General features: G+C 68.9%; 19 protein-coding genes. 9 read left to right on the forward strand and 10 right to left on the reverse strand.

Annotated elements, in window-relative coordinates:
* Positions 1–29: 29 nt before the first annotated feature.
* The gene (locus NL1_RS09945) at positions 30–725 is read right to left on the reverse strand and encodes a TioE family transcriptional regulator (protein ID WP_067836919.1); all 696 of its coding nucleotides are present in this window, start codon (positions 723–725) and stop codon (positions 30–32) included.
* Between the two features lie 112 nt (positions 726–837).
* Between NL1_RS09945 and NL1_RS09950 the strand changes: the two genes are divergently transcribed.
* The gene (locus NL1_RS09950) at positions 838–2055 is read left to right on the forward strand and encodes an erythromycin esterase family protein (protein WP_067836814.1); all 1218 of its coding nucleotides are present in this window, start codon (positions 838–840) and stop codon (positions 2053–2055) included.
* Positions 2056–2094: 39 nt separating this feature from the next.
* Here NL1_RS09950 and NL1_RS09955 read toward each other — a convergent pair whose 3' ends face one another.
* Complete coding sequence (locus tag NL1_RS09955; protein WP_156094776.1) at positions 2095–2871, reverse strand: hypothetical protein; 777 nt, start codon at positions 2869–2871, stop codon at positions 2095–2097.
* Between the two features lie 660 nt (positions 2872–3531).
* Between NL1_RS09955 and NL1_RS09960 the strand changes: the two genes are divergently transcribed.
* A complete protein-coding gene (locus NL1_RS09960) occupies positions 3532–3951 on the forward strand; it encodes a DUF6463 family protein (protein WP_067836819.1) in 420 nt (139 codons plus the stop codon).
* Between the two features lie 62 nt (positions 3952–4013).
* Here NL1_RS09960 and NL1_RS09965 read toward each other — a convergent pair whose 3' ends face one another.
* Genes NL1_RS09965 through NL1_RS10000 form a run of 8 tightly spaced genes read right to left on the reverse strand, consistent with a single transcriptional unit; the run spans position 4014 to position 12027 of the window.
* Positions 4014–5054 carry an MlaD family protein gene (locus tag NL1_RS09965; protein WP_084510443.1) on the reverse strand — a complete coding sequence of 347 codons (1041 nt, stop codon included), beginning with the start codon at positions 5052–5054 and terminating at the stop codon, positions 4014–4016.
* Positions 5051–6112, reverse strand: a complete 1062-nt coding sequence (locus NL1_RS09970; RefSeq protein ID WP_067836822.1) for an MlaD family protein — start codon at positions 6110–6112, stop codon at positions 5051–5053. The genes NL1_RS09965 and NL1_RS09970 overlap by 4 nt, the downstream gene beginning before the upstream one ends.
* Entirely contained in the window at positions 6109–7206 is a 1098-nt protein-coding gene (locus NL1_RS09975) for an MlaD family protein (protein WP_067836824.1), read from the reverse strand. The genes NL1_RS09970 and NL1_RS09975 overlap by 4 nt, the downstream gene beginning before the upstream one ends.
* Positions 7207–7209: 3 nt before the next feature.
* Positions 7210–8244 carry an MlaD family protein gene (locus NL1_RS09980; protein ID WP_067836826.1) on the reverse strand — a complete coding sequence of 345 codons (1035 nt, stop codon included), beginning with the start codon at positions 8242–8244 and terminating at the stop codon, positions 7210–7212.
* On the reverse strand, positions 8232–9254 hold the full coding sequence (locus tag NL1_RS09985; RefSeq protein WP_156094777.1) for an MCE family protein: 1023 nt from the start codon (positions 9252–9254) through the stop codon (positions 8232–8234). The genes NL1_RS09980 and NL1_RS09985 overlap by 13 nt, the downstream gene beginning before the upstream one ends.
* The gene (locus tag NL1_RS09990; protein ID WP_084510444.1) at positions 9251–10309 is read right to left on the reverse strand and encodes an MlaD family protein; all 1059 of its coding nucleotides are present in this window, start codon (positions 10307–10309) and stop codon (positions 9251–9253) included. Before NL1_RS09990 ends, NL1_RS09985 begins: the two co-directional genes overlap by 4 nt.
* 4 nt (positions 10310–10313) lie before the next feature.
* Positions 10314–11180 (reverse strand): ABC transporter permease, encoded by an 867-nt coding sequence (locus NL1_RS09995; RefSeq protein ID WP_067836829.1) that lies wholly within the window; start codon positions 11178–11180, stop codon positions 10314–10316.
* Between the two features lies 1 nt (position 11181).
* A complete protein-coding gene (locus NL1_RS10000; protein ID WP_084510445.1) occupies positions 11182–12027 on the reverse strand; it encodes an MlaE family ABC transporter permease in 846 nt (281 codons plus the stop codon).
* Between the two features lie 357 nt (positions 12028–12384).
* Between NL1_RS10000 and NL1_RS10005 the strand changes: the two genes are divergently transcribed.
* The 7 genes from NL1_RS10005 to NL1_RS10035 form a co-directional block, all read left to right on the forward strand.
* Complete coding sequence (locus NL1_RS10005; RefSeq protein WP_162272703.1) at positions 12385–12996, forward strand: TetR/AcrR family transcriptional regulator; 612 nt, start codon at positions 12385–12387, stop codon at positions 12994–12996.
* Complete coding sequence (locus NL1_RS10010; RefSeq protein WP_067836840.1) at positions 12980–13624, forward strand: TetR/AcrR family transcriptional regulator; 645 nt, start codon at positions 12980–12982, stop codon at positions 13622–13624. Before NL1_RS10005 ends, NL1_RS10010 begins: the two co-directional genes overlap by 17 nt.
* 128 nt (positions 13625–13752) lie before the next feature.
* Complete coding sequence (locus NL1_RS10015) at positions 13753–14613, forward strand: SDR family oxidoreductase (RefSeq protein ID WP_067836843.1); 861 nt, start codon at positions 13753–13755, stop codon at positions 14611–14613.
* Between the two features lie 29 nt (positions 14614–14642).
* On the forward strand, positions 14643–16538 hold the full coding sequence (locus tag NL1_RS10020) for a CocE/NonD family hydrolase (RefSeq protein ID WP_156094778.1): 1896 nt from the start codon (positions 14643–14645) through the stop codon (positions 16536–16538).
* Positions 16539–16708: 170 nt separating this feature from the next.
* On the forward strand, positions 16709–17935 hold the full coding sequence (locus NL1_RS10025) for a GlnX family signal transduction membrane protein (RefSeq protein ID WP_067836848.1): 1227 nt from the start codon (positions 16709–16711) through the stop codon (positions 17933–17935).
* The gene (locus NL1_RS10030) at positions 17932–18903 is read left to right on the forward strand and encodes a glutamate ABC transporter substrate-binding protein (protein WP_084510446.1); all 972 of its coding nucleotides are present in this window, start codon (positions 17932–17934) and stop codon (positions 18901–18903) included. Before NL1_RS10025 ends, NL1_RS10030 begins: the two co-directional genes overlap by 4 nt.
* Positions 18900–19786 (forward strand): hypothetical protein (locus NL1_RS10035; RefSeq protein WP_067836854.1); only part of this gene is annotated, 887 nt, incomplete at its 3' end. The genes NL1_RS10030 and NL1_RS10035, both read left to right, overlap by 4 nt.

The raw sequence follows: 19786 nt of genomic DNA on the forward strand, positions 1-19786 counted from the left end.
GGTGAAGTCGGTGAGGGAAGCTGTCCCCGCTACGACCGATCGAGCAGGGTGAGGTAGGCGTCGAGTTGGGCCGCGCCTGCGAGAAGATTGCGGCTGCGCGTGGTCAGCCGGTTCTGCCAGGAAGCGAGGAAGGTGCTCAATGCGTCCGCCCCGCCCGCTTCGCGCAGCGAATCGATGAACTGCGCGACCTGGTGCAGCAGGTAGCCACCCCGGCGTAGCTGTCGTGCGATCTCGGCGTCGCGCACGCAGTCCGGTCCGTATAGGCGGTAGCCCGTTGCCCGGTCGCGTTCGGGGCGCAGGATGCCTTCGGCTTCCCAGGTGCGCAGCGTCGCCGGGTGCACGCCGAGCCGACGCGCGAGTTCGCCCACGGTCAGCGGTCGGCCACGGACAGGGGTCGGTGTCGTGGTGGACAGACTGCCAAGGGCCGTAGCGACTTCGGTGCGGGTGTTGCGTTCGGCGAGCAGCGCGACGTGTGCGGCGTCGATGAGCCGGTAGGCGGACTCGGTGTCGCCGTGGTTGGTCGCGCGCATGATTTCCATTGCCTGCTGGTGCCCGTGCCCACCGCGCATCGTGAGGAAGGCGCGTAGAGCCTGTGCGTGCAGGGGCGTGTAGCGCCGGTAGCCGGTCTCGCTGCGCTCGGTCGGCGGGAGGATGCCCGCGTCCTCGTAATTGCGGATCGCCTGCGCGGACAAGCCATGTTCCCGGGCGAGGTCGATGGGTCGCAACTTCACCTCCGATTGAGACTTCACGCTATCAATCAAAGGTAGATATCGCAGAAGTCTCACGCGATTCTTCAACGATACCGTCGAGAGTAGTTCAATTCTGGAAGGGGTATTCATGTCTACTGCCGCATCACTGCGTGAGATCGGCCGCCAACTCGACGACCCGGCAAGCCTGGGCCGTGCCCTCGACGAACTGCTCGCCGCGCGGACCGAGCCGCCGACCCTGCTCGCCCTCGGCGAGCCGACCCATGGGATCGAGGCATTCCCGTTGCTGCGCAACGAATTTCTCGGTCACCTCGTCGAACGGGGGTACCGATCGATCGTGCTGGAGACCGATGTCTTTGCCGCGTCCGTTGTCGACGACTACGTGGCCGGGGGAACGGCGGAGATCGACGAGGTGCTCGCGACCGGGTTCAGCCACGGGTTCGGCGCCGTGCCGGGCAACCGTGAACTCGTCGAATGGCTCCGCGCGCACAATGCAGGCTGCGCGTCGCGGGATCGGGTTCGCTTCTACGGCTTCGACGCGCCGGTGGAGTACTCCGGTGCACCGAGCCCGCGACGCGCACTGTCCTCGGCCAACGACTATCTGCCCGCGGCCCTGCGGCCCGAATCGATCGGGGACCTCGACGCGCTGCTCGGCGAGGATGCGGACTGGACGAACCAGCAGGCCATGTTCGACCCGGCAGCGTCCATCGGCGACTCCGATCGCGCTCGCGCCCTGCGCATCATCGCCGACGACCTCGCCAGCGCGCTGCGCCGCGCGGCACCCGGCCTGCGCCCTGCCGACCCGACCGGGTACGCCCACGCCCTCGCGCACGCGCGCACCGCCCAGGGCCTGCTGCGCTATCACGCCGCCATGGCCAGCCCCGCACCCGATCGCATCGCGACCCTGCTCAGCTTGCGCGCCGAGATGATGGCCGAGAACCTGCTCGCGATCGTCGCGCAAGAGCAGCGACGCGGTCCCAGCCTGGTATTCGCGCACAACGCACTCCTCCAGCGCACGCAGTCCCCCCTGGATCTCGGTGAGGACGACAAGAACTGGGGGACCGCAGGCGCGCTCGTCGGGCTCACCCTCGGTGAGCGCTATGCGTTCCTGGCAACCGACGCCAACCCGCACAGCGACCCGAGCACATTCCAAGGCGTGTTGGCCGAGGCGACCACCCGACGCGCCCTGTTCCCAGCACCGGCCCTGCGCGCCGCGCTACCCCCGTCGATCTGCACTGGCGAACCGATTCTGCCCGGCCACATTCCGTTCAACCCGGCAGACTTGGACGGCGCCGACGCGGTCATCTTCATCGCCGACACCGACGGAAAACAGCATCAGTACTGGTAGCAACACATTCTGGCCACCAGGCATTATCGATCACGATCTTCAGCCGAGTTGGTAAGGCGTTCCCGCGAAGCCCAACTCGAGCATCGCCTCGGGCTTGCGTAGATACCGGTTCTTGTCCGGATTCAGGCCCGCCAGAAACTCCGCCATCAGCTTCGTCCTCTGCTGAGGCTCGAAATCGAAGTCCGGATTCAGCAATTGGGGAGGGACGGCGATACCGCGATGTGGCGCAACGAACTGGTTGTACGCCTCGTCGCTGTCGAAGGTCTCGTACTCGCGATACTCGTCAGCCGGCTTGGGAAAGTGCAGCTTGATTCGTTCAGCGGCTCGGTCGAGCCATCGGTCGAATCCAGGCTGATCCTGCGGCTCGAGGATGTGGTGAACAATGTTCGCGGAGTGGAACGTCTCGAAGACCGGTTGGAAGAAACTGTCCCAAAAATGATCGCGATCGAGCGCTGAGCGCATGAACCTGTTCAGTTGCATCATCGCCGACTGCTCCGGCGGCTGATGTGGTGCCCGGCCCTTCGGCCCGGCGTCCACGTCGACATAGCGCCAATCCACGCAGTAGGCGAATGCCGCCTCGGCGAGCTCGAGGTTGTGCTCCACCTGGGTCAGGCCGCGCAGGCGCCAAGTTCCCCACAACAGCACTCCCGCACACAGCGCGATTTGCGCGCAGGTCGTCGTCCCGGACAGCCGATCGACCAATGGAGTGACGGTCTCAGTCGGCCCGATATGGTCCGATGCTCCCTCCCAAACGCACTCCATCGGCGCACCAGGCCCGCTGACCCGGACGAAGGTCGGCTTCTCTTCGGTGAACATACCTACAAGCTCCTCTTGTGAATCGCACTCTGGCGCTTCAGGCTGTCTTTCGTTGCACAGGAGAATCTACATACGACGACGCTTCCGCGACCGGCCCGAACGGGGGCGGACCAGTGGTGGCCCGGCTCGACCTAATCTCGGTGCCCCGCAGTGACATTCAGCGCCTGTTCGTCATGCCGTCGTCCGGCCGATCCTGAACGTGACCCACCGACTCCACTGGTCCAACTGGCGACGCCGCCACCAGGCCCGAGCGCAGGCCAGCCACTACCGGCGAACAACACTGACAGGGGCCGTTATTCGGGTAGGCGGTATTCGAGCTGAGGAATCCGGCGGTCTCAGCAGTCGTGGTCGCCCTGCGCGTAGCGGTTCCAGGTGCCGCCGGCGGCTACGCGGCACACTGCCCTGGCAGTCATACCGCGAAGTGCTGCGCGACGGCGGGCGTGGCGTGGAGTGCGGGCCGCGTCCACGGTGTGACTGCTCTCATGATTTCCCATCTATACGGCACCGTATATCAGGGCTAGCCTCAGTGTTATACGCCACCGTATATAAGAACCGAGGAGTGGCGGTCGGCGCGGCGAGGTGAACGTGTGTCGCGAGGCCGCGGTCGCGGAGAAGACCTGATGGAGCCACACGGCTCCGTGCACGGAAAGGGGAGTTCACATGATCAAGTGGGCTGGCTGGCTCATTGTGTTGTTTCCAGGAGTCGGGCACACGCTGGGCGCTTTCGTGGAAACGGCGCCGGATTACGCCGATGACTGGTTCAGCGGAGAGGGGTGGAAGGCCGATGCCACCGCGATGAACTACGCCGAGGCCACGTTGTGGTACACCGTGTTCAGCTTCGGCATACCGTTCCTCCTGATCGGCCTGATGGTGCTGTGGCTGGACCGCCGCGGTATCACACCACCGGCGTTCCTCGCATGGATGGTGGCCGGTTGGACTTTGGTCACCGTCGCGGTCGGCGGCCCCTCGCCCCTGCTGGCCCTCCTGATCGCCGCCGGCCTGCTACTGGCCGGCTCCCGACGCGCCGCCCGTCGCGACAACCCTGAAACCGCTGCAGGAACATCCATCCGGACGAGTTGAACCCGCGGGTCGTTCCCGCCCCTGATGAGTACCGGCCTGCCGTCCCGCCCGGAGGGCGCTACCTACCGGACGGTGATCTGTAGTTGTAGCGCGCCGTCCGGGGTGGTGGCGTGAAGCGCTTGGGAGATGAGACTGCCGAGGTCGATCTTGCCGATGACTCCCGTTGTCAGCGCCAGCAGCGGTTGGACCACCGGAAACAGTTCGCGCAGTTCGGGTCCGAGCTGATCCAGCTGGGTGGTGAGCGCCGCGAGGAAGGGAAGCAGCCCGACGACGTCCTCGGTGTCGGTGAGATAGTCGGCCGGGGTGTCGCCGATCCGCACGACGCGCGCGATCGCCGCCGCCACCTCGCCGACCCGGGGCCCGAAGTCGGCCCACGGTGTGGACGCGGCGGTCAATTCGCCTCCGGCCCAGGTCATGTCGGTGGCCTGGGTCTGAAGGTCGGCCAGCAGCTTGCGGATCAGGTCGGTGCGGCTGAGCAATGTGGCCGCCAGCAGATCGCCTGCCCTGGACAGTTGCGGGATCACCGACTCGGTGCCCGCGAGGCCGATGCTGAAGTTGTCGATGATGGCGGCCACCGTCGCCGGGTCCACCTGCTCCAGCAGCTGGGTCGCGGTGCGGGCGACCTCGGGGATCGACACCGGCCGCTGGACGGAGGCGGCCGCGAGCCGGTCGCCATCGCGCAGGTACGGCCCGTCCGCGGCCGTCGGCCGGAACTCGAGATACGGTTCGCCGAGCGCCGACAACGTCTCGATGCGGACCGAACTGTTCGTGGGCACAAGGTATTCGGCGTCGTAGCGGAAGGACACATCGATGCCCTCCCTGGTGTGGGCCACGGCGGTGATCTGCCCGATCTCGATGCCGGAGAGCAGCACCTTGGATCGCGGCAGCAGACCACCGGAATCCGGGATGGTCATCGTGGCCTCGGTGTGCTCGGTGAACCAGCCGACCCGCACCACACCGAAGCTCAGGTATCCGACGCCGATCAACAGGATCGCCGCGATCGCCCCCAGGGAAGCGAGCGGACCGAGCCGCCGCAGCATCTCGTCGCTGGCGGGCGTGCGCGGGACGTAGCCGGGATAGGAGGGTTCAGTGGCGGCGCTCATCGCACGACTCCGATCATCCTGAGGGTTTCGATGATCCGATCCACCTGCTCGTCGGTGGCGACCGGCGTCGCCGACCCCTCGACGAAGACCGTGCCGACGTTCAGCTTCGGCCCGCGCTCGACGAAGGGAATGATCTTGTCGCGGATCAGTGACACCACACGATTCAGATTCGACGGTGCGCTCAGATCCAGCGGCCGGTCCGCGAACAGCAACGGCACCAAGGCTTTCGCCGCCGCGTCGCTCGCCTCGAGCAGTGGCCCGAGCCAGGCGATGGCGTGCCCGACGATGCCGAGCCCGCCCACCACCCCGAGCGTGAGTACCAGCGATGTCGCGTCGGCGGGGATCTCCACCGCACCGCGCTCGCTGAGCAGCGCGTCCAGTTCGCGCGGATTGCGCAGCGCCGCATCGAGATCGCGCTGGATGGCGTCGAGGAACCGGTCCACCACCGCCATGTCCGCGGCCACGTCGGACACGTCGCGCCCGACGACCTCGAAGATCCGCGCCGTCTCGGCGGGCTGCTCGGGCAGGGTCGCGTTGACACGGTTGATGATGGACTGCATCTGCTGCATCGCCCCGCCGCCGACGAAGGTGGACATGCCCGCGAGCAGGTCCTCGACCTGCAGCGCGGGGCGGGTGCGTGCGAGCGGGATGGTGCCGCCCGGCGGGATGACGCGGTCGAAATCACCGGTGGGCGTGGAGAGTCCGATGTAGATGTCGCCGAGGATGGTGTTCTGGCGCAGCTGGACGGTGGTGCTGACCGGCAACCGCACCCCTGCGGCGATCTCGACGACGGCCTCCACCCGGCCGGGTTGCTCGGGCGTCGGATCCACCACGCTCACCTGGCGCAGACTGCCGATCTGCGCGCCGTTGGCCACTACCTTGGCCCGCGCGGGCAGGTTCAGCGCGTTGGCCAGCTCGATGCGCACCTGGTACGTCGGCCCGGACACCGTCGCGCCGGGCACCGGTATCTGGGCGGGATCGAATCCGCATCCGGACAGCAGCAGTGCGGCCGCCGACACGGTGACGAGCGCGGCGCGCCGGACAGATCGCGGGGTCATCGGGCACCTACCGTTCCGAGCACCAGGGACACCAGATTCACATCGGCCAAACCGTTTTCGGCGCTGTCGCAGTGGCCGGGCCGCACCGCGTTCAGCACGGCGCAGATCTGATCGGCCTGCTCGCGGGGCAGTCCGACCTTCGGCGCGGCATAGGTCAGCTGCGGCCTTCCGGTGGCCGGGTCGATCACCTGCTCGAAGAACTGCACGATCGGCGGGATCATCGCCACCAGCTCCTGGAGTGTCGCGACGTTCGCCGAGAGCAGTCGCAGGCCGGGCAGCGCACCGTCCAGTGCGCCGAGGATCGGCCTGCCGTACTCGCGGGCGATGCTGTTGAGCCACGGCAGGATGACGAGCAGCGAGTCGATCAACTGCACCACGCGGTCCCAGAGCTCGTTGATGAAGGCGATGCCCTCGCTCGCCTGCACCAGCACGATCTTGATGTCGTCCCAGTTCATCGCGATGCTCGACATCAAGGAACCGTAGGAATCCAGCAGCCCGCCGATGCGCCCGATGGCCGCGTCCGGCGCGCGCAGGGCATCGCCGAGATCGGTGATCAGTTTGTTCAGCGCCGGTCCGGTGCCCGAGGTGGCGGCTTCGAAAGCGACGACGCTGTCGCGGATCCTGGTCTGCTCGCCCGGATTTCCGCCGCCGGTGAGCTGACCCGCGAGCTGGGAGAAGCCCTGCAGCGTCTGGCTGATGCTCTTGGGTGTGAAGGTGTTCGTGATGCACATCGACCGGTCACGCGGCGCCGCGCCGGGCTCGCCGAGGACCGCGAGGTTGCGGTCGGCGACCAGGGTGTCCGAGACCGTGGTCGCGGTCACCTCCCCGCGCAGCACGCGCTCCGCATCCACCTCGAAGTCCACCCGCACGGCCGTGCCGTCGGGCCGCACCGCATTCACCCTGCCGATCGGAATGCCGAGCGACGTCACGTGATTGCCCGGATACAGCCCGACGGCATCGGGCATGATGGCGCAGTAGGCGAGCGTCTTCTTCGCGGGATCGAACACCACCAGATAGCCGATCGCGGCGAGCACCGCCAGCACCAGCGCGCCGAGGACGGTCACGAAACCCTGGGACCGCAGAATGCGTTTCATCGCTCAGCACTCCCATCCCGGCAGCGGAATACACACCGTCGCGGTCAGTGCCGACTGATCGATGACCACACCGTCCCCGGATGCGGTCATGGCCACGAGTTGCTCGCGCAGCTGCCGCCATTGCGGGATGGCCACATCCAGTTGCGCGGCAAGCTGTTCCAGCTGCGGCAACAGCTCGCGCAGCTTCCCGGCCAGCGGCGCGAGCACCTCCCGCCAGGACGGTTCCACCGCCGCGATCCGCGACAGCAGCGAGGCGGCCACGGTCAGCGCCGATTCGATCTCGGCGCGCTTGCCGAGACCGACGGTCAGCAGGGTGCCGACTTCGCGCACGAACGTGCCGATCAGCGCCTTGTTCGTGTCGATGGTGCGCAGGTACTCGTCCATGACGGTGAGCGCACGCGAGACCTCGAGGTTCTGCCTGCGCAGGATGTCCACGAAGGACTGCATCGCGGCGCCCATTTCGCGCAACGCGTCGGGGCTGGTGTCCAGGGAGTGCTGGAGCGCGGACAGATTCTGGCGCAGCGTTTCGCCGTCGACCTGGGAGACCGGGGCCGCGGCGTCCTGCAGGATGCGCACCAGGCTGTAGGGCAGCCGCACCCGGTCGGGCGGGATCGGTCGTGCACCGAGGGCGCGCTCACCCGCGGGGAACACCGCGACGTAGTGACCGCCGACCGCGGTCAGCATGCGGATCTCCAGGCTGGTCGCGTCACCGAGGAACACGTCGCGATCGACGGTGAAGGTCATCCGAACCTTCGTCTCGCCCAGCTCGAGCGCGGTCACCGAGCCGACGGTGATGCCCGCGAGGCGCACCTGGTCGCCCACTTTCACCGAGTTCGCCTCCACCAGGTCGGCGGTGTAGTTTGCCTTGCCGAGCGGGACCAGGTAGATCACCGCGGTGGCCAGCAGGAGCGCCGCGACGAACAGCGCACCGAGGATGCCGAGGCGGAATTCCCTGGCGTTCTTCGCCGCCTCGTGCCGGTCGTGCGAGAAGCCGTGCGACGCAATCCTGTTCAGCACTCGTTGGGTCATCCGTTGCATATCGCGATCCTCTGCCCGGCGACCAGCACCGAAAGCGCCTGGGGGAGTGCGACCGAACCCTTGGAACAGCTCATCGGCACCGGCCCCGCGGCGCTCGGCGCGGGCGGCAACACGGCGCTGAGCGCCTGGAGCAGACCCGGCAGCCTGCCGAGCGCGTCCAGCGCCGCCTGCGGGTCGGGGAACAGTAGCCGCAGGTCGGTCAGCAGGTCGGGATTGCTGTGTTCGGTGAACCCGAGCGTATCCATCAGACTGTTCAGCGGTCCCATCGCCGACGGGGCCACGGCGGCGAAATCGAGCAACCCGTCGAGCTTCACCCGGAACGCGCTGAACACCTCGGCGAGCCCCTCCATGAGAGTGACCAGATGCGGTGAGCGCCCGCCGATCTGCGTGGAGATGGCATGCAGATTGGCCACGATCGTCGCGATCACCGCTTGGCGATCGGAGGTGTAGCGGCTGAGCTTCTCGATGGCGTCCAGCGCGGGGCCGATGCCCGACCCGTTCCCCTCGATCACCGCAAGCACGCTTTCGGTGAACTGGTTGAGCGCGCCGGGGGAGAACTCGGCGATCACCGGTTGCAACCCGTTGAACAGCTGGGTGATGTCGAAAGAGGGCACCGTACTGGCCACGCCGAACCCCGCACCGGGCGGCCGCAGCGTGCCCGGCCGATCCGGTTGCCGCACATCGACATAACGCTGCCCGGTCAGGGACTGGTAGCGGATGGCGATGACGCTGGCGTCGTAGACGGGACGATCGCGCCGGACGGTGAAGGTCACGCGGGCGTTGTTGCCCGCACGCTCGATCTCGGCGACCTTGCCGACCGACACGCCGAACATGCGGACGTCGTCACCGGTCTTCAGTCCGCTCACGTCGGTGAATTCGGCCGTGTAAGAGCCGGTCTCGCCGTTCACCGGGCGCGTGATGGCCTGCACGATGACGACGAGCAGCACGACCATCGCGACGGCGAACAGGCCGAGTCGCCACACCACGGCGCGGATCGGCAGTGCCGTCATCGCGCACCTCCCGCGTTCAGCGCCGCGAATCCGGAAGGCCCGAGCAGCGGCACCGCAAGCCCCGGCATCCCGCGCAGGGTCACGGCCACATTCAGCGCGGGCCCGTCGGGCGTATCGGAGAACAGGCGATCGAGCCGATCGATCAATTCGGTGACCTCGGCGCGGGAGCGTCCCGGGGCGGGCACCGTGGCGGCGAGCGCGCCGACGAGCGGCGTCAGTTCCGCTGTGTAGCCGGACAATTGACGGTTCGCGGAGTCACCGAGCGCGCCGATCAAGGGCAGCGCACCGTCCACGACCATGGTGATGGTGGCGTCGTAGCGCGGCCGGTCGTTGCGGAAGATCTCGATGTCCATCACCGCGGCGAGGAGCCGGAAGGTCGCGGAGGTGAAATCGCCTATGCCGCCGAAGAAGGCCGCGTACTGGTCGATCAGGTACGGCGCGGGGTAGCGCTGGGTGTCGGCCACGGCGCGGCCGAGCGCGATGATCGCCTCCCAGAGCGGGGCGAACGAGCTCATCTCGCTGTTGACCGTGGCGAGCAGCTCCGACAGCTGCGGGGTGAGTACCTCGGTGGAGGTCGCGGTGAGCGCGCGCAGCAGGCTGCCCATGGTCACGTCGGTGACCTTGTCCGCGTGCGCTCCGGCGAGATCGATCAGCCCGCCTTCCGCGAGCGGGGCGCCACCGTCCGCGGCCCGCAGCGTCAGGGCGCTGATACCGAACAGGTTCTCCGGCGCGTAGTCGACGGTGAGCGCGTCGGTCAGGCCCGCGGTTTGCATCTTGTCGAGGTCCAGCGTGATCAGCTGGCGTCCCTCGCCGACGCCGGCGATCTCGCTGATCTCGCCGACGGTCACGCCGTCGTAGCGCACCCGCGTACCTTCGACGACGCCTTCGCCGATCTGCTCCGTACGCAGCTGGACCTGGAGGCGGTCCGGCGGCCGTTCGTCGTGGGTGGCGCGCCAGGTGAGTCCCGCGACGACCGTCAGCGCCAGCGCGGCGGCGCCGAGCGCACGGGAACCGCGCCTGCTCATCGGCACACCGGGTAGTCCGTAGTTCGGCATGCGCTCACCCCGGGAATTCGATGGCGGAGTCGATGCCCCAGAGCATGATGGTGAGCACCATGTCGAGAGCGATGATGGCGACGAAGCTGGCCCGCACCGCGCGACCGGACGCGATGCCGACGCCCTCGGGCCCGCCGGAGGCGAAAAAGCCGTAGTAGCAATGGATCAGGATGACGGTGACGCCGAACACCAGGATCTTGATCACCGCGGCGAACACGTCGTAGCCGCTGGTGAACTGGAAGAAGTAGTGGTTGTAGACACCGCCCGCCTGACCGTGCAGCAGCACGATCACCGCGGAACAGGCCAGGTAGCTCAGGATCAGTGCGATGAGGAAGGTCGGCACGATCGCGACGGCGCCCGCGATGACCCGCGTGGTGACGACGAACGGCACCGAGCGCAAGCCGAGGGATTCGATGGCGTCGATCTCCTCGGAGATGCGCATCGAGCCGATCTCCGCGGTCATCCGGCAGCCCGCCTGTGCCGCGAAGCCGACCGCCGCGGCGATGGGTGCGAGTTCCCTGGTGTTGGCGAAGGCCGACACCACGCCGGTGACGGGACCGAGGCCGATCAGGTCCAGCGCGGCGAAGGACTGGATGCCGACGCCCGCGCCCATCGCGACACCCAGCACGACCAGCATCGGCACGGTGCCGCCACCGACGATGACCGACCCGCGCCCCCAGGTCATGTCGGTGATGGTGCGCATCGTCTGGGCGCGGTAGCGGCGCAGCGTCAGCGGTATCGCCCACAGCGCCTGGAAGACGAAACCGAGCAGGAAGCCGGTGTTCTCGACCGGGGCGAGGACCCGGCCGCGGTTGCGGACGGCGCGATACACCCAGCCGAGGCCTTTGGGTGCGTAGGGTGTCGCGGTCATCTCAGGCCACCCGCAGCGGCAGGAACATCGTGACGATCTGGGTGATCACCAGGTTGACCACGATGATCGACGCCACCGAGATCACCACGGCCGCATTCACGCCGTCGGCGACCCCGCGCGGTCCGCCCTTGGCCTCCAGCCCGCGCTGGCAGGCGATGATCACCACGAGGAAGCCGAACAGCATGGCCTTGGCCAGCGAGATCCACACGTCGGCGACGACCGCGAAGGAGCCGAACGTCGCCCAGTAGCTGCCGGGTGTGACGTTCTGCGCGCTGATCGCCACCGCGTATCCGGAGACCACGCCGACGAAGATGATGAGCACGTTCAGCAGGGGCGCGACGAGCAGCATCGCCGCCACCCGGGGGATGACCAGCCGGTGCACGGGACTGATTCCCATGGTGCGCAACGCGTCTATCTCCTCGCGCACGGTCCGCGCGCCGAGGTCGGCGGCGATGGCCGAGGCGCCCGCCCCGCCGAGGAGCAAGCCGGTCGCGATCGGCGCGCCCTGCTGGATCACGCCGAGCCCGCCCGCGGCGCCGATCATCGAGTCGGCGCCGAGTTGATGGATCAGATTGCCCACCTGCACCGAGACCACCACGCCGAACGGCACCGCCATCAGCACCGCGGGCAGTGCCGTCACGGTCACCAGATACCACGCCTGGCGCAGCATCTCCTGCCATTGGAACCGCAGGCCGATCAGGTCGGTGACCGCACCGCGCAGCGACTCGATGCCGAGATCGACCGCGCGGCCGAAGGTGCGCACGCTGGAAACCGCAGTGCCGGTGACATTTTCGCGCACGATCCGGATCGCGCCCGGGTCCGCGACGTCCGGTGCTGCCTCCTTCATCGTTCCTCCCTGCATCCCCCGTGTGCGCATGCGCCGATCCGCCTCGGCGCCGGCCGCCCGGCGCCCGGAACTCTCGGTTACCCGGCATCACTGTTGCCTGTGACAGCCAGCACCTTTACCGATCGGAAGTAGTCTGCGTCACAATCAAATACAACGACGTCAATTTACCCCGAGGCGCCCGCTCCACCGGAGGAATCGACGAATCCGATTGCCTCCGTTGACAAGACGATCGGCGGCGGCATCGGGTTCGAGCGCGATGCGCCACAACGGACGCGCGGCTGCGTACACTATTTCAATCGAGTGACCAGTTCGCTGGGGGAGTGCTGACGCTCACGACCGACGACGATGGAGGCGAAGGTGTCAGCGCGACGCGACCAGATCCTCGACGCGGCGCGCGATCTCATCCTCCGCGAGGGCTACGCCCAGGCGAGCATGCACGCCGTCGCCCGAACCGCCGGGATGACCAGGCCCGCGCTCTATACCGAATTCGGCGACCGCGACAGGCTTTTCACCGCCCTGCTGGACCGGGAGGAAGAGCGCGCATTGACGATGGCGTCCGCGGCTTTTCCCGAAATCCGGCCGGGGGCCGATCCCGCCGGGGTTGCGGCCGAAGCCTGCGACGTGTTCCTGGACGTGGTGCTCGCCGCACCCGAAACGTGGCGTTTCGTGTTGCTGCGGGACCAAGCGCTGCCGCCCTCGGCGCACGAACGGGTGGCGCGCGGCCGGGCGGCGTTGCGCGAGCGGTCCGAAGCGATGATCCGCGTCATCGCGGCCATGGGCGAGCGTGAACTGGACGCCGAATTCGTGAGCTACACCGCCATCAGCACGAGCGAGACCGCCGCGCGTCTGTTGCTCGCCGAAGGGGGCGCGCAGCGCCGCGACGCGATCGCCGCGACGTTGCGCTGGATGGCGCGCCGGGCCGTGGCCACCGCGGGCATCGGGGAGGTGGCCGGTGGCGCGGGCCGGTAGCGATGCCGCACGGCCGCGCCGCAGGTACGCCAAACGCTTGCAGCCCGCCGATCGGCGAGAACAGTTGCTCGACACGGCGTTACGCATTCTCGCCGAGTCCGGTTTCTCGGACGTCACGATCGCGGCGGTGGCCGAGCGTGGCGGGGTGACCCGTCCGGTGGTGTACGACCTGTACGCCAATCGCGACGACCTGCTCCGCGACCTCGTCGCGCGGGAGACCGCCCGCATGGTCGCCGCCACCTCGCATGTGGCCGAGAGCGGCGCCGCGCCCGGCGATCCCAAGGCCGCGCTGCTCGCGGGGCTGGCCCGCTTCCTTGGCGATCTGCGCTCCGTACCCGACAGCTGGCGGCTGGTCTATTACCCGATCGACGGCGTGCCCGCCGCATTGCGCGAACCCATCGAGCGGGCGCGCGACGAGCTGCGCGCGCCGCTGCGCATGCTGCTCGGCGACTGGCTGGTGAGCCGACCGGCCGAGGAGCGCACCGACCAGGTGGACCTCGACGTCTTCGTCGAAATCGTGCAGGGCGCCGTACAGACCGTGGCGCGCCAGATGCTGGCCGATCCCTGCCGTTTCGACGTCGACCGGATCCTGCGTGTCGTCGATCTGCTGCTCTACGAAAACCCCTGAGCCGAAGGCGCTTCCACACCGTGACGGCGGCTGCGTTCCGGCGCGCGGGCCCGAACCGAACGCTTCCGTCTGGGACGCATCGCACCCGATTCATAGACAAGGGTGTTCGCCATCACTATGGTCTAGCCATGACGAAGTTCGGCGGCAAGAGCTGCCTGATCACCGGGGCGGCCAGCGGCCTTGGCCGCGGCACCGCTCACGCGGTCGCGGCCAAGGGCGCGTCACTGATTCTCACCGACATCGACGACGCGGGCCTGCAGCGGGTCGCCGGGGAACTGCGCGACACGGGCGCGACCGTGCATCTGGCGGAGGCGCTGGACGTCAGCGACCACGCCGCCGTCGCCGCACTGGCCGCGAAGACGCACGACGAGATCGGCAGCGTCGACATCGTGATGAACGTGGCGGGCATCGCCACCTGGGGGACCGTCGACCGGCTCACCCACGATCAGTGGCGGCGCACCATCGATATCGACCTGATGGGACCGATCCACGTCATCGAGGAGTTCCTGCCGCCGATGATCGAGGCGGGGCGCGGCGGGCACCTGGTCAACGTGTCCTCGGCCGCTGGCCTGTTCGGTCTGCCGTGGCATGCGCCCTACAGCGCAAGCAAATTCGGCCTGCGCGGCGTCTCGGAGGTGTTGCGCTTCGACCTGCGCAGGCACGGGATCGGCGTCAGCCTGGTGTGCCCCGGCGCGATGTCGACGCCGATGGTGAACCGGGTGGACATCGCGGGCGTCGACCGCGAGGCCGAGGCGGTGCAACGCGGGCTGAAGCTGTTCCTGCGGCACGCCGTCACCCCCGAGGCCGCCGCGAAATCCATTGTGCGCGGCGTGGAGCGGAACAGGTATCTGATCTACACCTCGCAGGACATCCGGATCGGGCACTGGGCCCAGCGCTACTTCCCGCCCTCCTACAACCTGGCCATGCGCGGCCTGAACTGGGCGATGCAACGGTACGTCGACAAGCCGGGCGTGCTGCGCGCACGGTGATCGGGACACCGACCTCCGAGAGGGGATCCATGGTCGAGCCGCTGACCAGCGCCGCGGGCGCACCGCCGGACGCACGCTTCGACATCGGGCCTGCACGCTATCCGAAACTGCATGCGGCCTCGACGATTCCGATCCCGATGTCGGACGGCGCGGTCCTCAGCGCCGACGTCCTGCGTCCCGGCGACCGATCCGGGCCGACCGCCGAACCGCTCCCGGCGCTGATCAACTTCACCGCCTACAACAAGATGTTCAACCGGCACGGCATGCGCACGAATCGGGCGCTGCGCGCGCTGGCGCGACGCATCACACCATCGGACCGCAGCAGGATGACCGCACGGGACGTGCTGCGCACCCCCGCGGGCGGCGTCCTGGAACCGTTCGCGATCAACCGCACTGCCGTCTCGCGCGGCTACGTGGGACTGATGGTGGACGTGCGCGGCACCGGAAGTTCCACCGGCACCTGGGATTTCTTCGGCGCTCGCGAACAGCGCGACTACCTCGAGGTGCTCGAGTGGGTACGCGAACAGCCCTGGTGCGACGGGCGCGTCGCGGTGACGGGGCTGTCCTACGGCGCGATCGCGGCGCTCATCACGGCGGGCCTGCGCCCGGAGGGACTCGCCGCGGTGTTCGCCATCGAGGCGGGGGAGAACCCCGTGCGCGAACTCGGCCTCACCGGCGGGGTGCCCACGGCAGGCATGCTGGCGTGGATGCTGTTCGTGCACGGAGCCGGGGCTGTTCCGGCGCTGCCCGGTCTGGTGCGCCACGGGCTGCTGTGCCACTACCTGCGCGATCGCCTCACCGCGCAATCGGATTGGGTGCGCCGGGCGGTGAAGATCGCGCTCGACCGCGACCACCCCGACGGCTATCTCAATCCGGGGTGGGCGGCCCGGCTGGCTCACTTCGAGGAGATCGACGTGCCCACCTGGATCCACGGCGGCTGGCACGACGTCTACAACCGCTCGAACTTCCGTATCTACGAGCGCATTCCGGCCGCGCCGGGGGCCAAGCAGGTCCTGGTGGACGATTCCTATCACCTCACGCCAGGCTCCGGCTTCGGCGATCCGGGCAACCCGCAGGCGCTCGACGAACTCCAGTGCGCCTTCTTCGACCGCTGGGTCAAGGGCATCGACAACGGCATCGACGGGTACGGACCGGTCACGGTGCGCAGGCAGGGCGACGGGCGGTGGGTCCAGCGCGCCGAGTTCCCCGACCCCGCGACGCGAGTACGCAGGCTCTACCTCACCGACGTCCCGAGCGGCACCGCGGAGCATGCCGCAGTCGACGGCGGATTGTCCGCCGCGCCAACGGATACCGAGCTGCGGCTGCCGGTGCCGACGGGCCGGGGCAGCGCGGCCTCGAACAACACCGCGGTGCTGACGATGGGTGTCGCGCTGCTGCTGGGTGATCGTTTCGGCAACGACGACCGGCGCAGCGAGGCGAACGCTCTCACCTTCACCAGCGCGCCGTTCACCACCGACACCGTGCTCTCCGGTCCGATGAATCTGCACCTGCTCGCCGCGGCCGACGGCACCGACGCCTTCTGGTCGGTCACCGTGTGCGACGTGCGGCCCGACGGCGCGTCGGCGCCGCTCACCCGCGGCGCACTGCTGTCCACGCTGCGCGCGGTCGATTCCGCCGACAGCTACTACGCCGAGGGCGAACTGCTGTTCGCGATGCACCCCATGACCGCCGATTCCGCGCTGCCGGTGCAGCCGGGCAGGCCCTTCGAGATCGATATCGAGATCAATCCCACCGAGGCCCTGGTCCGCGCAGGGCACCGGCTGCGAATCTCGGTCAGCCGCACCAGTTCCCCCCGCCATCTGATTCCGCCGTGGAAGCAGCGGCAGATCGCAGGCCAGCGCATCCTGTTGCACCCGGGCAGCCCGAGCTACCTGAGCTTCCGCGCGCTCGACGGCGACGACTGACGCGGCAGAGCGGCGAGCGTTGCTGTGCGGTCGCGAGACCGGGATGGCAAGGGGGAGCGCATCGCAGCGGCCTACCGTACTATCGCGTGCGGAGACACCGGCCGGGTAGATGAAGGGGGGACGGTGTGGGACCTCGCATTCCGGCGACTGCGCGCGACGGAGCGGCATGGGTGCGCCGTTTCGCGCGCACGACACCGGGTGTGATCGGCGTACTCGCGCTGGTGACTGTGGCGCTGTGCTTGCTCGCAGGCTTCACCGGCGCGAACCAGTTGAGCGGGAAGATCGATCGGCGCGACGCCGCTCTCGCGGGCAGCGAGCCGCTGGCCTACGCGGCGCAGAACCTGTACGTCTCGCTCTCGGCGGCCGACGCGGCCGCGGCGGAGGCCTTCCTGACCGGCGGCATCGAGACACCACAGGTACGCGCCCGCTACCAGCAGGCCCTCGCCGACGCGGCCGATGCGCTGGCTCAGGCCACCGCGGGCGCGTCCGACGAGCGGACCCGCCGCATCGTGGCGGCCATCAGCGCCGAATTGCCCGCGTACACCGGGCTGGTCGAGACCGCGCGGGCGAACAACCGGCAGGGCTTCCCGGTCGGCTCGGCCTATCTGCGCGAGGCGTCCGACGTCATGCAGAACTCGTTGCTGAAGAACGCCGAGGAGCTCAGCGCTCTGCGTTTCGCGGCGGTGCACGAAGACCAGCGGGCGATCGGCGCGCTGCCGTTCACCACGATCATGGCACTGATGCTGGTGCTGATCGCCTGCGGCGCAGGTTCTTTCGTCTTGCTGCGCCGCACCAACCGGCGGGTCAATCCCGGGCTCGTCGCGGCGGCGGCCGCGACCGGTGTCGCGCTGCTGTGGACCGTGCTGGCGACCTCGGTGGCCGCCGCGGCATTGGAGACCGGCGCGGACGGTGCGGCCACGCGCTTCCAAACCCTCGCCGAGGCAAGGATTCTGGCGCAGCAGGCGCGCACGGCGGAGACCTTGCAGCTGATCACCCGCGGCGACATCGCGGCGGGGGAGGAGACGTTCACCCGCCACACCGCGGCGCTGCGCGACCGCCTCTTGGACGTCACCGGCGCGGATTCGCCCGCCGCCCTGCGCTTCGAGGGCTGGACCTCGGGCCACCGCCGTCAGCTCGCGGCGTACCAGGCGGCCGACTATCGGGCGGCGGTCGACCAAGCCATCGGCACCGGGCCGGAGACCTCGGCGACCCGCTTCGCCCAGCTCGACGAAACCCTGCGCGCGGACGTGCAGCAGGTGCGCAGCGACCTGCGCGGCGGCGTGGACGCGGCGGGTGACGCACTGACCTGGAGTCCCTCGGTAGTGCTGCTGCTGATGCTGTTCGCGGCGGGCGCGGCGGTCGTCGGGCTGTGGCCGCGGCTGAAGGAGTTCCTGTGAGAAGACGGCTGCTCGCGCTCGTCGTCGCCGTGATCGCGGTCGGTCCGCTGCTCGCGGCGTGCAGCACCGACACCTCCGTGCCCGCGCTGCCGCCCGCGCCCGCGGTGAATCCGGCGCCGCCCGAGTTCGCCGAGATCACCACGCCGGGGCAGGCCGAGGACGAATGCGACGCCGAGGCCAGCCTGCGTCCGGGGCCGCTGCCGCCGCCGGGCGCGATGCCCGCGGGATCACCGATGGCCGCGATCGTGGCCAACGGCCGGATCCGGGTCGGCGTTGACCAGAACACCTACCTGTTCGGCTTCCGCAACCCCACCACCAACGAGCTCGAGGGCTTCGACATCGACATCGCCAGGGAGATCGCGCGGGCGCTGTTCGGCGACCCGAACCGGATCGAACTGCGCTCGGTGACCGCCGAGGAGCGCATCTCCGCACTGCGCGAGAACAAGGTCGACCTGATCGTGCGCACCTTCTCCGCGACCTGCGAGCGCCGCCGCGACGTCGACTTCTCGGCCGTCTACTACCGTGCGGCGCAGCGCATTCTGGTGCCAAAGAACTCCGGTATCCGGTCCAGCGCCGATCTCGGCGGCAAGCGGGTGTGCGTCACCAGGGGCACCACCTCGTCGGGGCCGCTGTTCGCGTTGCCCAAGCGGCTCACCGTGTTCGGCGTCGCCAACTGGACCGACTGCCTGGCCGCACTGCAACAGGGCCACGTCGACGCGATCAGCGCCGACGACCCGATTCTGTTCGGTCTGGTCGAGCAGGACCGGAATCTCGAAGTGGTCGGCGAACCCATCGGCACCGGCGCGTACGCGGTCGGAATGGCCAAGGACAAACCGGATCTGGTGCGTTTCGTCAACGCCGTGCTCGAACGCATGCGCGCGGACGGCACCTGGCAGCGCATCTACGCCGCCCGCCTCAGCGCGCTCGGTCCCTCGCCCGGCCCGCCGGAAACCCGGTACACCGCGTGAGCCGGGCGATCATGCAGCCACTCACCCTCGCCGAGATCGATCGCGAATTGGCCGCCCGCACCGACCAATTCGACGCGATCACCGCCACGCTGCTGGAATTGGACCGGCATCCGGGCCTGACCCTGCTGCGCCGTTTCCCGCCCACCGGTCTCACCGAGCGCCGGTGGACACCGATCCGCGCCGAGCTCGACCTGATGTGGCAGGACTTCGCCCGTCTGAAGGCCATCCTGGATTCGGCGCGCACCGTGCGCGGCACGAAGTCCCGGCTGGACGCCGACGCGCGCGCCCAGCTCACCCAGCTGCTGTACGGGCGGCCGCACGAGGCCTCGCGCACACCGATTCCGCTGGGGCAGCGCTCGCTCACCGGGCCGGGCGAACACGTGCTGTACGTCGGCCTGTCCGACACGGTGGACCGCATGCGCGCGACCTTTCCCCGGATCGCCGCCTTCCTCGACGAGGTCGGCGCGGTGAACGATCGGGTGATGTCCGGGCTCGCGCCGCTCCAGGGCCGGCTGGACCGCGCGGGCGTCGTCACCCCGGAACTGCGGGACATCGGCGAGGCGATCGCCGAGCTGTTGCGCCGATCGGCCACCGATCCGCTGGCGTTGACACGGCCCGAGATCGACGCCCGCCTCGCCGACATCGGCGCGCGCCTGGGCCGCGCGGCGGACCTGCTCGCCGAACTGACCTCGATCACCGCGCACTGGGATGCCGCGGTGGCGGCGACCCGCGATCGGCTGACCGTGCTCGCCGAGACGGAGATGCGGGCCGAACGCGCGCGGGCCGAAGCCGAGCGCAAGATTCGCACCGGCACGCTGCCCGTGCCCGGCGCGGCGCACAAGATGCTCGACGCCGAATTGGCCGCCCTCGCGGACACATCCGG

Origin of the sequence: Nocardia lijiangensis NBRC 108240, assembly GCF_001613045.1 — a bacterium.
Classification (GTDB): domain Bacteria; phylum Actinomycetota; class Actinomycetes; order Mycobacteriales; family Mycobacteriaceae; genus Nocardia; species Nocardia lijiangensis.